Raw genomic sequence first — 15,039 nt, forward strand, 5'->3', positions numbered from 1 at the left:
ATGTGAAAAGAATTTTGGATGTGATTATTTGCAACTGACGGATTCGATACAATATGTGAAGGGCGTGGGCCCGAAAAAAACAGCGGAGCTCAAGCGACTGGGATTACATACGGTGTACGATTTGCTGACGTATTTTCCCCGTACGTATGAAGATCAGAGTGTGCTGACGAAAATAGCGGATCTGCAAGCCGGAGAAACCGCTACCGTAGGGGGAACAATCACGAATGTTTCCGAACGGCAGGGCGGGCGCAGGGGAATGACAATATTGACAGCCTTGATTGGTGACGGCACTGGGATCCTGCAGGTTACGTGGTTCAACCAGAAATATCTGAAAAACAAGCTGAAAGTGGGCAGAAAGGTATTTGCGACCGGCAAAGCTGCCTATGCCTATGGCGGGCGGGGGCAGTTTGCCATGAGCCAGCTGCATAGCTTTGAGATCCTGGATGAAGAAGCAGAACCAGCCAGCCGGACGGGAATCGTGCCGGTTTACCCGGCGACGGAGAAGCTCAATCAGAAATTCTTCCGCAAGGTCATTGTCGGATTGTTCGAAGAGGAGCTGGCTATCCATGATCTGATTCCCCAGCGGGTGATGAGAGCTTATGGATTGCTGACGCGGCAACAGGCGCTGCAGGATATGCATTTTCCCGCAGATTTCACGGCATTGCAGGCGGCCCGGAAGCACTTGGCCTTTGAAGAACTCTATCTGATCCAATGCGGTCTGTTGCTGCTCAAACGACAGGCGCGGGAAAACAGCAAGGGCATCCGGCATCTGCTTAGCAGTGAGCTGGTTGCCAAGGTCAGGGGCGCCTTGCCGTTTCGGCTGACGGATGACCAGGCGCGTACCTGGCAGGAAATCCAGCGGGATATGGAAAGTCCGTTGCCTATGCGGCGGCTGGTGCAGGGCGATGTAGGCTCGGGTAAGACGGTCATTGCTATGCTGGCACTGGTCAAAACGGTAGAAAACGGCTATCAGGGTGCATTGATGGCTCCGACGGAAATCCTGGCCAGCCAGCATTATGAAGGTTTCCTCCGCCAACTGGAACCGTTGGGGATTCGCATCGGCTTTCTTTCGGGGAGACTCACGAAAAAGAAGCGAGAGGAAATGTATGCGCGGATTGTGGCGCAGGAGGTTGATATCGTAATCGGGACCCATGCATTGATACAGGAGGGCGTGTCATTTGCCAAACTCGGCCTTGTGGTGACCGACGAGCAGCATCGTTTCGGCATTGCCCAGCGGGCGGAGCTGGAGAAGAAGGGACATTTACTGCCGGATGTATTGGTCATGACAGCGACGCCGATTCCGCGTACGATGACCCTGACTGTTTATGGCGATCTGGATGTATCCCTGATCCAGCAACTGCCGCCGGGACGCCAGCCCATCCGCACTTTTGTCAGGAAGCCGGACCGGCGGGAACTCATATACGATTATGTTCATCAGCAACTCGCGGCCGGACGGCAGGCCTATGTGGTCTGTCCCCTGATTGAGATGAATGAGGAAAGTGATTTACCCTCAGCGGAGGAAGTTTATGATGAACTGCGCTACGGAATCTTCCGGGATATGCCCTGCGGTCTTGTCCATGGCAAGATGAAGGCGGCAGACAAGGAACAGGTGATGCAGGACTTCTACGAGGACAAGATAAAACTTTTGGTATCCACTACGGTAATCGAAGTGGGTGTCAACGTCCCTAATGCCAGCATCATGGTAGTGGAGCATGCGGAACGTTTTGGTCTGGCACAGCTGCATCAGCTGCGGGGACGCATTGGCCGCGGGCAGTATAAGTCCTATTGCATCCTCGTATCGGAGATGAAGACGGAAAACGCCCGGGAACGGCTCAAGATCATGGCAGAAACCAGTGATGGGTTCAAGCTGGCCGAAGAAGATTTAAGACTGCGGGGCCCGGGGCAGTTCTTTGGCTCCATGCAGCATGGCCTGCCTGATTTGAAGGTGGCGGATGTGCTGGGGGATATGGATATCCTTCTGAAAGCCCGGCAGGCAGCGCAGGAAACCGTGGCGAGCCGCGAGGAACGGCAGGACATCCTGCCCATCCTGGCACTGCAGTATAAAGAGCAGTTTGAAAATATCACGGACATTTGATGTATTTTTGTCAAGAACATCTTGACATAACACGTAGACATAGTATACAATATTTTCAGCTTAAACATGCATAGGAGGCGTGTATCTTGGTAACAGTATTGGTGAATGGTGCCTGTGGCCGTATGGGGCAGGCTGTATTGAAAGCTGTGCAGGAGGCAGAGGATTTGCAGCTGGTTGGCGCTGTGGATATTCACGGTGGGGCTGACTGTGGCGAATTGGTCGGTTTGCCGAAAAGCAATGTGACGGTGGAAACGGATCTCACCGCAGCGTTGGAACGGCTCAAGCCGGAAGTCATGATTGACTTCACTCGCCCGGATGTGGTTTTTGGCAATGTGATGACAGCACTCAAGGCAAAGGTCAGTCCGGTGGTAGGCACGACAGGGCTTAGCGAAGAACAGAAGGCAGAAATCCGCAATCTGGCAGAGGAAAACGGCACGCCGGCTTTCATTGCGCCGAATTTTGCCATCGGTGCGGTCCTGATGATGGTTATGGCCAAACAGGCAGCCAAATACATGCCTGAGGTGGAGATCATTGAACTCCATCATGACAATAAACTGGATGCTCCCTCAGGCACGGCTGTGCAGACGGCAGCGATGATTGCTGAGGTGCGGGCGGCACATAAGCAGGGTCATCCGGAGGAAAAGGAAAAGATCGCAGGTGCCCGTGGCGCAGACTTCGAGGGCATGCATATCCATAGCGTACGCCTGCCGGGCTATGTGGCACATCAGGAAGTCATCTTCGGCGGTCTGGGGCAGACACTTACGATCCGTCATGATTCCCTGAACCGGGAATCCTTCATGCCCGGTGTTGTGCTCGCAGCACAGAAGGTTCGCAATCTCAAGGGCTTGACTGTCGGTTTGGATAAACTCCTGGAGTTTTAAATAACACAAAAAAGGCATAAGCAGCGAAAGGATGAAGGCTAATGAAAAAGTATAATGTGGCAATCTTGGGGGCAACGGGTGCCGTTGGTCAGGAATTCCTGAACCTTATCGAGGAACGCAATTTCCCCTTTGCTGATTTGAAGATGCTGGCTTCCAAGCGCAGCGCTGGCAAGAAAATCCAGTTCATGGGCAAGGAATACACGGTAGAGGAAGCTACGGTGGATTCCTTCAAGGATGTGGATATCGCCCTGTTCGCAGGCGGCAGCGCCAGCAAGGAATTTGCGCCGGCAGCTGTAAAGGCTGGTGCCGTGGTCATCGACAACTCCAGCACGTTCCGTATGGACCCGGAAGTTCCTCTGGTTGTTCCTGAAGTCAACCCGGAAGCCATCGCCCAGCACAAGGGAATCATTGCCAATCCGAACTGCTCGACGATTATCATGGTAATGGCCTTGAAGCCGCTCTATGATATTTCCAAGATAAAGCGTGTGGTCGTTTCCACCTATCAGGCAGTATCTGGCGGCGGCAAAGAAGCAATGGCAGAACTTGAACAGCAGGTGGCCGATATCGTAGCGGGCAAGCCTGTTACGGCCAATATCCTGCCGGGTGCCGCACTCAAGAAACATTATCAGATTGCCTTCAACCTGCTGCCGCAGATCGACGTCTTCAAAGAGAATCTTTATACCAAAGAGGAAATGAAGATGATCGATGAAACCAAGAAGATCATGAGTGATGACGATATGCGCATCACAGCTACGACGATCCGCGTACCGGTATACCGCAGCCATGCGGAATCCGTCAATGTGGAATTCGCTGATGAAGTCAGCCTCGAAGCTGCCCGCAAGGCACTCGAAGCATTCCCGGGCGTAGAAGTTGTGGACAATCCGGATGAACAGCTTTATCCGCAGCCGCTGGAAACCTCCGGCAAGAATGATGTAGCTGTGGGCCGTCTGCGCAAGGACTATTCCATCGAGAATGGCCTCAACATGTGGATCTGCGGTGACCAGATCCGCAAGGGGGCAGCACTCAACGCCCTGCAGATTGCCGAATACATGATTGAACATGATATGGTGTGATTGGTAATCCTTGAATATGAAAACAGCCATCCTTATAAAAGGATGGCTGTTTTTTCATGGAAGTGTCAGCAATGCTGACCAGAATTCTTGCGGTCATAAAAATACCAGGTAATCAGGATGGTGATGGCAGTGAATGCAATCAAGATATAGAATGCAGGAGCAACACTTTGGTAGCTGGCGTAGGCCCAGCCAAAGATCTTAGGAATGAGGAAGGCCCCATAAGCGGCAATCGCGGCGGTAAAGCCTGTAACCAGCGAAGCGTGGAATGGATTGTTGAAAATATAGGGAATCATGCGGAAAGAGGCTCCATTGATGAATCCTGTGGTCAGGAATAATAGCAGGAAGGAAGCGAAGAACATGACGAAATTATGTGCCTGGATGCCCATAAGCGTCACAAGACTGGCTGCTAACATGACAAAGAGAGAAAGCAGGGTGACACGTGAGCCACTATTCATCTTGTCAGCCAGCCAGCCCCCGATAGGACGTACACCTGCGCCGATAAAGGGGCCCAGGAAGGCTGCCATGGAAAAAGATACTTCAGGGAATTCTTTCGCAACCAGCAGGCCGAGTGCGGCTGAAAAACCAATGAAGGAGCCAAAGCCGCAAGTGTAGATCCAACACATCAGCCAGGTGTGTTTATTCCCGAAGATGGACAGGATACTTTTGGGGTTCTGCTTTGGCAAGGGCAGATTATCCATAAACAGCCAGATCAGTGCCAGGGTGATCACCGTGGGAATCGCCCAGAAATAGCAGACATTTTGCAGATAGACCATACTGCCATTGCTGTTTACGAGACCATCTCCAAAGAGCGCGGACAAGTTCCAGCCCAGGAGCAGAGGCGCGGTCAGATAGATAAGAGATACGCCCAGGTTGCCGACCCCTGCATTGATGCCTAGTGCCAGGCCTTTATTGGCTTTGGGAAAGAAGAAGCCGATATTGGCCATGGAGGCCGAGAAGTTCGCTCCGGCAATACCGATAAAGGCGACCAGCAAAACAAACGTATCGTAGGAAGTGGAGGTATCCTGAAGTGCATGGCCTAAGCCGATGATTGGCAGCAGCAGCAAGGCTGTAGTGATGAAGGTGGAGGTCTTGCCGCCTAAGATTCCCGGCAGATACGTGTAGAAGAGACGTCCTGTGGCACCAACCAGTCCGGGAAGAGCTGCCAGGGTGAAGATCTGCTCATCACTGAAGTGGAAGCCAACGGTATTGAGCTTGGCTGCAATGGTGGCCCAGAGTGTCCAGACCACGAAGGATAATACCAAAGCCCAGGTGGAAACCGCTAGATTCTGATTGGCAATTTTCTTGCCATATTGCTGCCAAAAATCGGCGTTTTCCGGGTTCCAGTTCTGCAATATCTCTCGTCGAGAAGGATTTTCGCTTAAGATAGAGAAGTCTTTAGCTGTTGACATTTGTTAATCACCAGTCCTTTGTTAGCACAGTATTATTGATCTGTATTAAGTATAATTGAAAATTATCAATATGTAAGTAACAAAGCTTACTGAACCTGTAACAATTCTCACAGTTACAGAAGGGAATTTTTAGTATGCTAAGGGGAGTATACAGATAATAAGAGAGGTAATAAGGTCATGGAAACATTGGTTCGTCAGTTGTATGAGATTCCTGGCAAGGTGATTATGCTGCATGATGGTGAATATCTATTCCGCGAGGGCGATCCGGCAAAGTATTTTTATATTGTGCGGACGGGACAGATCTTTATCACAAAATATGCTTCCAGCGGGCGGGTTCTCTCCCTGAGGTTGGCTGCACGCAGCAGCATAATAGGGGAATTGCCCTTGTATGAAGAAAATCCTACCTATATCTTCAATGCGATTGCGCAAAGTGCAGCAGAGGTTTATGCGATTGAGTTTCCCACCTTGCAGGATTATTTGGAAAAGCGGCCGCATCTGGCTGTGAATATCCTGCAGATCATCAGCGCGCATATGCGTAAACAGCATACAAAATTTCGGGATCTATTGCTTTATGGCAAGAAGGGGGCACTCTATTCCACATTGATCCGGCTGGCAAACAGCTATGGCAAGGAGATGGATGACGGTATCCTGATTTCTGTCCCTTTGACCAATCAGGAGCTGGCTAATTATTCGGCTACTGCCCGGGAAAGTCTTAATCGCATGTTGGGAGAACTGAAGAAAGCAGATGTCATCGAATATAGAGGCCATCTTATTTTCATCAAGGACATAGATTATCTAAAAGAGGCCATACAATGTGAAAATTGTGGTCGTGAGGTATGTAACATTGAATAGATAAAAATATGAAATCATAAAATTATGAAAATACAGCAGGAAGTTTCACTTTTTCGTAGAAATATTTTGTAGAAATATTTAAACTGAAGACAACGAGGAGTGGGATTTATGTCGAATGAATTTACCGGAACATTTCACAGCGTAAAACTCAAGATGTGTCTTTCCCTGCTTCCTCCAATCATCATTGGTCTTACTGTCCTCACAGTCCTGGTGGGATACAGCAGCTATGACAGTATTGCCAATCTGACGGAGCAGAGCACGTATCAGACCATCAAGGCAAACGCCTTGGATATTCATGAACGGCTAACGCGCATGAGGATGGTTTGCGAGAATTTGGCAGGGAACATAGAGACCGACTGTTTGAAGAAAAACCAGGAGGAACTGGCTAAGGAGATGGCAGACGGTCTGAAAAATGAAGAGATGGCCAACGGCGGCGGGGTATGGTTTGAACCTTTTGCCCATACGCCGAATACGAAATATGTCTGCCCATTCATTTTCCGGGAAAATGGTACGTTCAAGGTTTCCTATGACTATGTGGCCGAAAGCGGTGATTACCTGCCTACTGACTGGTATAAAATGGGTAAAGCAGCACATCATGGCGAGGCAGCGATGACGGAACTGCCGTACTATGATCCATCAGCCAAGGTCATGATGGTTACGTATACGTCTCCGCTTTACACGAGCGGTAAAGATGGAAAGTTTATCGGTAATGTGACAGTTGACATTTCCTTGGCTTCAATTGCAGAGATGGTCAGTGGGATTACGATTGGCGGAAAGGGATACGCAATACTGACCGCGCCAGACGGGACTTATATTGCCGGTGTAAGCCAGGAAAAACTCAATGGCGAGACCAATGCCATACAGGATGAAAATGCTTCTTTTGCGGCAGCGATGAAGCAGATGGTTTCTTCACAGGAAGGGAAGACTCAGTTTGAGGACGAACATGGCGAAGAAATGTTTGTCTATTACCAGACGGTACCTGATCTTAACTGGCATTTCGGTGTTATCATTCCCCGGTCTGAGCTGTATGCGGATGCCAATCATCTGATTATGATGTTGGCGGGAATTGCGGTGCTGGTACTTTTCCTGCTTATGTTGATGGCTTATCGTACGGTTTCCAATTTTGCAGAACGCATCGGCATAGACCAGAAGTTTGCAGAAGACTTGGCAGAGGGCAATTATGCCCGTTCGGAGGCCGTGATCCAATCCAATGACGAAATCGGCCGTCTGGGCGATGCCATCAATCGTATGTTCCGGCAGACGAAAAAAGTACTCCATGCTATTTCTGACCATTCGAGCAATATGAATACCTCCAGCAGGACTTTGGAGGTATCAGCAGAGAAGCTGACGAAGGGGATAGATGAGATCCAGCACAAGATGACGTACATCAGCGATGCCATGATGAACGCCAGTTCCGCCACAGAGGAAGTCAATGCTTCTGTGGAAGATGTTGCCTCGGCGGTAAACCTGTTGTCGAATGAAGCTGCCAATGGGCTCAAGCAGGCGGAGGATGTCCGTCTCAGAGCAGAACAGGTAGAGAGAAACTCTGTTGAAGCCAGCCGCTCAGCAGAAAAGCTGGCCAAGGAATTCAGCGCTAACCTTGCTGCCTCGATTGACAAGGCAAGGACTGTAGAACAAATCGGCACGATGGCGGCAGCAATTTCCGGTATCGCCGAGCAAATCAATCTGCTCTCCCTGAATGCCTCTATTGAAGCGGCCAGAGCCGGTGAGTCTGGACGAGGCTTTACGGTCGTGGCTATGGAAGTGGGCAAGCTGGCCAAGGAGACAGCTGATACGGTGGAGGAAATCCAGCAGAATATCCACTCTGTACAGGAAGCTTTTGCCAGCCTTTCCGATGATGCCAAGGCAATCCTGGGCTTCTTGAACGATACGGTAGCTCCTCAATATGATGAATTCGTCGGCATTGCTGAACAGTATGGAGCTGATGCCGAAGTTTTCCGGACGGTTTCGCAGAAAATCGCGGAAACCAGCCGGAATGTCAATGATACGATGGAGCAGGTCAGCAAGGCCATGCTTCAGATTGCCAATTCTGCTGAAGAGACTGCGGCACTCTCTGTGGAGATTTCCGGTTCGGTCAGCAATGTATCGGAGTCCGTGAAAGATGTCGATACGATCAGTCAGCAGCAATCCTCCATTGCGGAGAGTTTGCTTGAAGCGGTCAAACATTTCAAATTGAAGCAGTGATTCGCACAAAAAGAGAACCTGTGTTATCTTGCCATGATGGCGGGATAACACAGGTTCTTTCTTTTTGGTAAGAACGAATATTATTTTTTACGGTAGATGATATTGCTCCTGAGCAGGTATTCCAAGGGGAAACTCAGGCAATGTACCAACCGGGTAAAGGGGAACAAGATAGCGGTCAGCATCCATGTCAGCATATGGACTTGGAAAACGAGGGGGACGTTTTCCATCAGGCTCACATCCGGCTGCAGCATAAGCAGTGAGCGAAACCAGGGGGATATGGTTTCGCGGTAATCAAAGCCGCCGGGAATATTGCTGACCGTACCAATCGTACCAGAGACGATAGTCAGCAGCAGTACGAGATAAAGCAGCTTGTCTATGCCGCTGGTATTCACCTTCATGCGGTCATTGCCGGCAAAACGCCGCTGGCAGAGCCACAGGAAACCGCCGAGGAAGAGTACCGCTGCCGGCAGGCCGCCTGCGAGGCTTATAAGATGATACATATGCTCATCCGTGCCTGCTGCCTCGGTCACGAACTTTGGCACAAGGATGCCGACGCAGTGGCCGCCAAGGGCCATCAGCAGGCCGATGTGGAAAATAGGGTTCGCCCATTTCAGGTCGCGTTTGGAGAGAAATTCACTGGATTTTGTCGTCCAGTTGCGTTCGTAGATGGTGTAGCGCATCATGGTGCCGCCCACGAAAATTGTCAGGGCGATATAGGGCAGCACTCCATACAAAAATTCATTCATGCGGTTGCTCCCTCCATTTCATCTGTTTCCGTCAAGATTACATCCAGCAGGAAAGTATGGGCAAGTCTTGCCTCAACAAACCGCTGGCGTAGCAGTTCAACCTTAGGCTGCATTCTGGCCAGTACCTTGCATGCCTCTGCAGCAGGCAGATGAGCAGCCAGTTCCAGCAGAGCAGGAAGGAAATCGGGCAGTTCCTTGTTCAGGTCATAGCCGTTATCCAAAAAGAGATTCTTGAATTCCAGCATTTCCCGGGCCTGCTTGCCGAAGTCCGTGCGGTCATGCATGGTCAGATAAAGATTGGTGTTATTGGAAAACTCGAAGGTGCGGACATAGAGTTCTTCGTATTCTTTATGCCCCATGACTTCGATATAGTCCAAAGTGTCCAGGATGATCTGCCTGTTCTGTGGGTTAGCAAGGCTGTCTGCTGTCTTACGGCAGTAAGGAAGATTGTCCCACCACTCATCATGGGGATAGGCAAAGAGATGGGCCACCAACGACAGCGTTTTCGGATATTCTGTTGCCTGGGTCATCATCAGCACCCCCCTGGACAGTTATAGCCGCAGGAGCCTTGCAGTTCCCGCAGTTTATCTTCCGCCTGTTCCTGCAAGCCCGCAGGGATGTTGAAGCGGTCTTTATACTTGGCAATGCCCATCAGGCGGTACATGGCTTCATAGGTCTCTACGTCATATTCCAGCTGGCGGGTGAGTTTTTCGCCGGTGTCCTTTGTGCGCATGACCATGCGCATATCCAGGAGCCGTTGCAATACGTTCTCCACCACGGTCACATTGCCTGCGGCAAAGAGCTCGGCAATATAGGAGAGGGGAATACGCATTTCCTGTATGTTCGGCAGGTAGACATCCGCTTCCGCCCGTCGGGTGATAGGGGAGAGCGGCGGTACATACCAGACCATGGGCAGGGTGCGGTATTCTGCATGCAGGGGCAGAGCCACCTGCCAATCCTTGATTAGCCTATAGACCGGGGACTCCTGGGCTGCCTTGAGCCAGTTGGCAGGAATGCCAGCTGCTTTCGCCGCCTTGATGACCTCCGGATCATGGGGGTCCTGGATGATATCCAGCATGCTGTGATAGATTTCACCTTTATCCGGCGTTGACGCCGCATCTTTGACTTTATCCATATCATAGAGCAGTACGCCCATATAGCGCAGGCGTCCTACACAGGTGTCGGCACAGACGGTCGGCAGGCCGTTTTCGAGGCGCGGGAAGCAGAAGATGCACTTCTCGGCCTTATTGGTCTTCCAGTTGAAATATACCTTCTTATAGGGGCAGGCCGGAATGCAGTGACGCCAGCCGCGGCAGCCGTCCTGAGAGACCAGAACCACGCCGTCTTCATCCCGCTTGTAGATGGCACCGGACGGGCACGCAGCCACGCAGGCGGGATTCAGGCAATGATTGCAGGTGCGCGGCAGGTACTTCATGAAGAGGTCATGGAATTCTAACGTGATATCTTCGGCGATATTCTTGAAATTGTAATCCTGTCGGGCGCTTTCGCCTGCAGCCAGATCGTCTTCCCAGTTCGGGCCCCATTTGATTTCCATGCGTTTTTGGGTAATCAGGGAGCGGGGACGGGCAATGGGCTGATGATTCTTGCGCTGGGAGGTGATCAGGGTTTCATAATCATAGGTCCAGGGCTCGTAATAATCATCCATTTCTGGCTGGTCGGGATGGTAGAAGAGCTTGGCAAGCCGTTCAACCTTATTGCCAGAACGAAGCTGCAGATGGCCGTTCTTGAGTTCCCAGCCGCCTTTCCATTTTTCCTGATTTTCCCATTGCTTGGGGTAGCCGATGCCGGGTTTTGTCTCCACATTGTTGAAGTACATGTATTCCGCACCAGGGCGGTTGGTCCAGACATTCTTGCAAGTGATGGAGCATGTATGACAGCCAATGCACTTGTCCAGATTCATGACCATGGAAATCTGTGCTTTAATCTTCAAGCCAATCTACCTCCTCCAGCTTGCGGGCCACCACATACATATCCCGCTGGTTGCCTGTGGGGCCATAATAATTGAATCCATAGCTTAATTGTCCATAGCCCCCGATCATATGGGTGGGCTTCATATGGATGCGCGTCGGCGTATTGTGTGTGCCGCCGCGGGTTCCGGAAATCTTGCTGCCCGGTACGTTGATATGACGGTCCTGGGCATGGTGCATATAGACCACGCCGCGGGGCAGGCGCGGGGAGACCACGGCTCTTGACGTCACCACGCCATTATGGTTGTAGAGTTCCACCCAGTCGTTGTCCTTGACGCCGATTTCAGCGGCATCCTTTTCATTGAACCAGACGGTCTGGCCGCCACGGAAAAGCGTCAGCAGCTGCTGGCTGTCAAAGTACATGGAATGGGTGCTCCATTTGTTATGGGGCGTCAGATACTTCAGGGTGATTTCCTTCGTGCCGCCCAATTTATTCTTGATGGGCAGATAATCGAGGATAGGCTTATAAGTAGCCATGGATTCACCCATCTCATGGATCATCTCATGGTCGAGGAAGAAGGACTGGCGCCCCGTGATGGTACGGAAGGGGACAAGTTCTTCTACGCTCGTGGTGAACGGCGTATAGCGCCGGCCCTGATTGCTGCCCGTAAAGGTCGGGGAGGTGATGGTTTCCCTTGGCTGCACGGCAACCTGTTCAAAGGTAAAGCGTTCATCTTCGCGGTCCTTGGCCAGCTTTGTGAGGTCATCAAGGCCGGTTTCCTTTTCCAGGGATTTCCAGGCCTTGACGGCGACTTTGCCGTTGGTGGTCGTGGAAAGGCCCAATACCGCATCAGCGGCCTGTTTGGCATCTTCAATGGAAGGCATGCCATAGGAGATATAATCCTTGTTCTGGATCGTGCCATTGCGCTGCCCGATTTCTGTGTATTCCGCAGAAGAATCCCAACTCATGGTCAGGCTGCCCATCTTTTCCGATACGCCGGGGCCAAGGGCAATCCACTTTTCGTAGACCTTGGTGAAATCCAGTTCCGTTTCAATGAGGTTCGGCATGGTCTTGCCGGGGATGGGGTCACATTCTCCCTTGCTCCAGTCGCGGATGCGGCCTTCGGCCTGTGCTGTTTCGCCTTCGCTGTCATGCTGGATAGGCATGGCCACTACATCATGGTAAGGTTTGACATTGGCTTCCTTAGCCACTTCCGAAACCTTTTTCGCTAAGGTCTTGAAGATTTCCCAGTCGGTTTTGGCCTCCCAAAGAGGATCGACTGCGGCCTGGAAAGGATGTACGAAGGGGTGCATATCCGTGGAGGACAAATCATCCTTCTCATACCAGGTGGCCGTGGGCAGTACCACATCGGCATAGAGGGCAGAGCTGGCCATGCGGAAGTCGAGGTCAATCAGCAGATCCAGTTTGCCGTTTGCGGCACCGTCCGGCCGATGGAGTTCCTCGTCTTCGCGCCATTTGATTTCCGCAGGACGCTGAGGGCATTCTTCTTCGGCGAACAGGCCGTTTTTCGTGCCCAAAAGATACTTCAGGAAGAATTCGTGGCCTTTGGCCGATGAACCAATCAGATTGTTGCGCCAGATAAAGAGATTGCGTGGGAAGTTGGCCGGATTATCCGGATCTTCCACGGCAAATTGCAGGCTCTTGTCCTTGAGGCTGTTGACGATATACTTTTTCACATCCATGCCGGCGGCTTTGGCCTCGTCATGGAGCTGCTGGCCGCCCTTGTTGAAGGTGGGGTAGGAGGGAAGCCAGCCCATGCGGGCCGCCAGCACGTTGTAGTCACCGGCATGGCGGTAACGGGGCTTTTGGCCTGCGGCTGTGAGGTCAGCTATGTCGACTTCCTCACTGCGCCACTGGTCGGTGGCAAAGTAATAGAATGATGTGCTGTTCTGCAGGCGGGGCGGTTTCTTCCAGTCAAGGCCTGTCATGATGCGCTGCCAGCCTTCTGCCGGACGCAGCTTCTCCTGACCGACATAATGAGCCCAGCCGCCGCCATTGCGGCCTTCGGCGCCGACAAAGAGGAGCAGGTTCAGGATGGTGCGGTAGACCACATCGGCATGGAACCAGTGATTGATGCCGCCGCCCATGATGACCATGGTACGGCCCTTGGTCTTGAGGCTGTTATCGGCAAATTCTCTGGCCGTATGGATAACCGTTTCCATAGGTACGCCCGTGTATTTTTCCTGCCATTTCGGCGTATAGGGAACATCATCCTCATAAGAGGTAGCTGTTTCGCCGCCAATTCCCCGGTCGATGGCATAGTTGGCCAGCGTCAAATCATAGACGGTGGTTACCAGGACTTCACCCTTGGCGGTTTTGATGCTCTTAGCGGGAACCGCTCTGCTCAGCAGCCGTTTTTCCCGTTCATTGCCGAAATAGGGCAGCTGGATTTCCACTACTTTATCCATGGAACCTAGGACGGAGAGCTGCGGCGTAATGGCATTGCCATTATCGCTGTTTTCTTCTTTGAGGTTCCATTTTTCCTTGCGGTCCCAACGATCACCCATGGTGCCATTAGGCACGACAAGCTTGCCTGTCTTTTCATCAATCACATAGTGCTTGAAATCGGCATGCTTATCCTTGCGGCCCATATCCTGACCATTCAGGAAGCGGGTTGCCTGATACTTGCCGTCCTTTTCTTCCAGACGCACGAGGAAGGGGAAGTCCGTATACTTGCGCGTGTATTCTACAAAGAACTCTGCCGGTTCGCCCCAATAATATTCATTGAGGATGACATGCCCCATGGCCATAGCCATCGCCGCATCACTGCCGACTTTCAAGGGAATCCATGTATCGGCAACGGTCGTGGATTCGGCATAGTCCGGGGCGATGGAAACGACTTTGGTTCCCTTGTAGCGGGCTTCCACTAAGAAATGAGCATCCGGTGTGCGCGTCAGGGGCACGTTGGAACCCCAGGTGATGATATAACCGGCATTATACCAGTCCGAAGACTCCGGCACATCGGTCTGATCGCCCCAGACCTGCGGGCTGGCGGGCGGCAGATCCGCATACCAGTCGTAGAAGGACAGGCCAGCACCGCCCATCAGCTGCATGAAGCGCAGGCCGCCGGCATAGGACAGCATGGATTTTGCCGGAATCACGGAGAAGCCGAAATTTCGGTCCGGGCCATATTTTACGGCAGCATGGATCATGGAAGCCGCTACGATTTCGGAGGCTTCTTCCCAGCTGGAACGCACAAAACCGCCGAGCCCACGAACTTCCTTGTACTTTTTCATCTTGGCCGGATCATTGGCGATACTTTGCCATGCTTCGAGCACCGTCTTGTGATTTTTCTTCGCTTCCCGCCAAAGCTCGGCCAGCTCACTGCGCAGGTATGGATACTTGATGCGGTGGGGACTGTAGAGATACCAGGAAAACGAAGCGCCACGAGGGCAGCCACGCGGTTCAAAATCCGGCATATCCGGCGCTGTTTCCGGATAATCGTGGATTTGATTTTCCCAGGCCACCAGACCATTCTTTACATAAATATTCCAGCTGCAGGAACCTGTGCAGTTCACACCGTGGGTGGAGTGCACACACTTGTCAAAAGACCAGCGGTCGCGGTAGGTATTCTCCCACTCACGGCCGCCTTCGCTCAGTTGTTGATGTCCATCGCCAGAATGCTCTTTCGGAATAAGATATTTGAACTTCTGAAAGATATTGCTCACGTTAACATCCCTCCCCAAAATTTAATAACACGATATAATGGTTATTATTTTATCGGATTGTTATTTTCTTTCATGTGACAAACATCACTCCTGGATATTTTGATACAAAACAAAAGTGAAATACGGTATAAATATCATTAAGTTTATGAATAAATTTTGA

10 protein-coding genes are annotated in these 15,039 nt (G+C 51.5%); 5 read left to right on the forward strand and 5 right to left on the reverse strand.

The window, feature by feature from the left end; translation table 11 throughout:
* The first annotated feature begins 28 nt into the window (after positions 1 to 28).
* From recG to BUB68_RS09920, 3 genes are all read left to right on the forward strand, one after another.
* Positions 29 to 2,095, forward strand: a complete 2,067-nt coding sequence (gene recG, locus BUB68_RS09910) for an ATP-dependent DNA helicase RecG (protein WP_073090789.1) — start codon at positions 29 to 31, stop codon at positions 2,093 to 2,095.
* A gap of 86 nt (positions 2,096 to 2,181) precedes the next feature.
* Entirely contained in the window at positions 2,182 to 2,976 is a 795-nt protein-coding gene (dapB, locus tag BUB68_RS09915) for a 4-hydroxy-tetrahydrodipicolinate reductase (RefSeq protein ID WP_073090792.1), read from the forward strand.
* A gap of 41 nt (positions 2,977 to 3,017) precedes the next feature.
* On the forward strand, positions 3,018 to 4,049 hold the full coding sequence (locus tag BUB68_RS09920; protein ID WP_073090795.1) for an aspartate-semialdehyde dehydrogenase: 1,032 nt from the start codon (positions 3,018 to 3,020) through the stop codon (positions 4,047 to 4,049).
* Between the two features lie 65 nt (positions 4,050 to 4,114).
* On the opposite strand, the gene BUB68_RS09925 is transcribed toward BUB68_RS09920, so the two are convergent.
* Complete coding sequence (locus tag BUB68_RS09925) at positions 4,115 to 5,458, reverse strand: MFS transporter (RefSeq protein WP_073090798.1); 1,344 nt, start codon at positions 5,456 to 5,458, stop codon at positions 4,115 to 4,117.
* 177 nt (positions 5,459 to 5,635) lie between these two features.
* Between BUB68_RS09925 and BUB68_RS09930 the strand changes: the two genes are divergently transcribed.
* Both BUB68_RS09930 and BUB68_RS09935 read left to right on the forward strand, forming a co-directional pair.
* Complete coding sequence (locus BUB68_RS09930; protein WP_073090801.1) at positions 5,636 to 6,310, forward strand: Crp/Fnr family transcriptional regulator; 675 nt, start codon at positions 5,636 to 5,638, stop codon at positions 6,308 to 6,310.
* A 108-nt stretch (positions 6,311 to 6,418) separates the two neighbouring features.
* Positions 6,419 to 8,515, forward strand: a complete 2,097-nt coding sequence (locus BUB68_RS09935) for a methyl-accepting chemotaxis protein (protein ID WP_073090804.1) — start codon at positions 6,419 to 6,421, stop codon at positions 8,513 to 8,515.
* Positions 8,516 to 8,595: 80 nt separating this feature from the next.
* Here the strand turns inward: BUB68_RS09935 and narI are convergent, their stop codons facing one another.
* From narI to BUB68_RS09955, 4 genes are read right to left on the reverse strand one after another with little or no spacing between them, the layout of a single operon-like run.
* Positions 8,596 to 9,261 (reverse strand): respiratory nitrate reductase subunit gamma, encoded by a 666-nt coding sequence (narI, locus tag BUB68_RS09940; RefSeq protein WP_073090807.1) that lies wholly within the window; start codon positions 9,259 to 9,261, stop codon positions 8,596 to 8,598.
* Positions 9,258 to 9,794: a nitrate reductase molybdenum cofactor assembly chaperone gene (gene narJ / locus BUB68_RS09945; protein ID WP_073090810.1), complete on the reverse strand. Its 537-nt coding sequence runs from the start codon at positions 9,792 to 9,794 to the stop codon at positions 9,258 to 9,260. Before narJ ends, narI begins: the two co-directional genes overlap by 4 nt.
* Positions 9,794 to 11,212, reverse strand: a complete 1,419-nt coding sequence (narH, locus tag BUB68_RS09950) for a nitrate reductase subunit beta (protein WP_073090812.1) — start codon at positions 11,210 to 11,212, stop codon at positions 9,794 to 9,796. Before narH ends, narJ begins: the two co-directional genes overlap by 1 nt.
* Complete coding sequence (locus tag BUB68_RS09955; RefSeq protein WP_073090814.1) at positions 11,202 to 14,879, reverse strand: nitrate reductase subunit alpha; 3,678 nt, start codon at positions 14,877 to 14,879, stop codon at positions 11,202 to 11,204. Before BUB68_RS09955 ends, narH begins: the two co-directional genes overlap by 11 nt.
* Between the last annotated feature and the right edge of the window lie 160 nt (positions 14,880 to 15,039).

This window comes from Pseudoselenomonas ruminantium, assembly GCF_900142515.1.
Classification (GTDB): Bacteria; Bacillota; Negativicutes; order Selenomonadales; family Selenomonadaceae; genus Selenomonas_A; species Selenomonas_A ruminantium_D.

What these genes read in the sequence shown, in the direction of transcription:
- BUB68_RS09920 (WP_073090795.1), top strand. Translation starts at nt 3,018, where the DNA reads ATGAAAAAGTATAATGTGGCAATCTTGGGGGCAACGGGTGCCGTTGGT.
- BUB68_RS09925 (WP_073090798.1), bottom strand. Translation starts at nt 5,458, where the DNA reads ATGTCAACAGCTAAAGACTTCTCTATCTTAAGCGAAAATCCTTCTCGA.
- BUB68_RS09930 (WP_073090801.1), top strand. Translation starts at nt 5,636, where the DNA reads ATGGAAACATTGGTTCGTCAGTTGTATGAGATTCCTGGCAAGGTGATT.
- BUB68_RS09935 (WP_073090804.1), top strand. Translation starts at nt 6,419, where the DNA reads ATGTCGAATGAATTTACCGGAACATTTCACAGCGTAAAACTCAAGATG.
- narI (WP_073090807.1), bottom strand. Translation starts at nt 9,261, where the DNA reads ATGAATGAATTTTTGTATGGAGTGCTGCCCTATATCGCCCTGACAATT.
- narJ (WP_073090810.1), bottom strand. Translation starts at nt 9,794, where the DNA reads ATGATGACCCAGGCAACAGAATATCCGAAAACGCTGTCGTTGGTGGCC.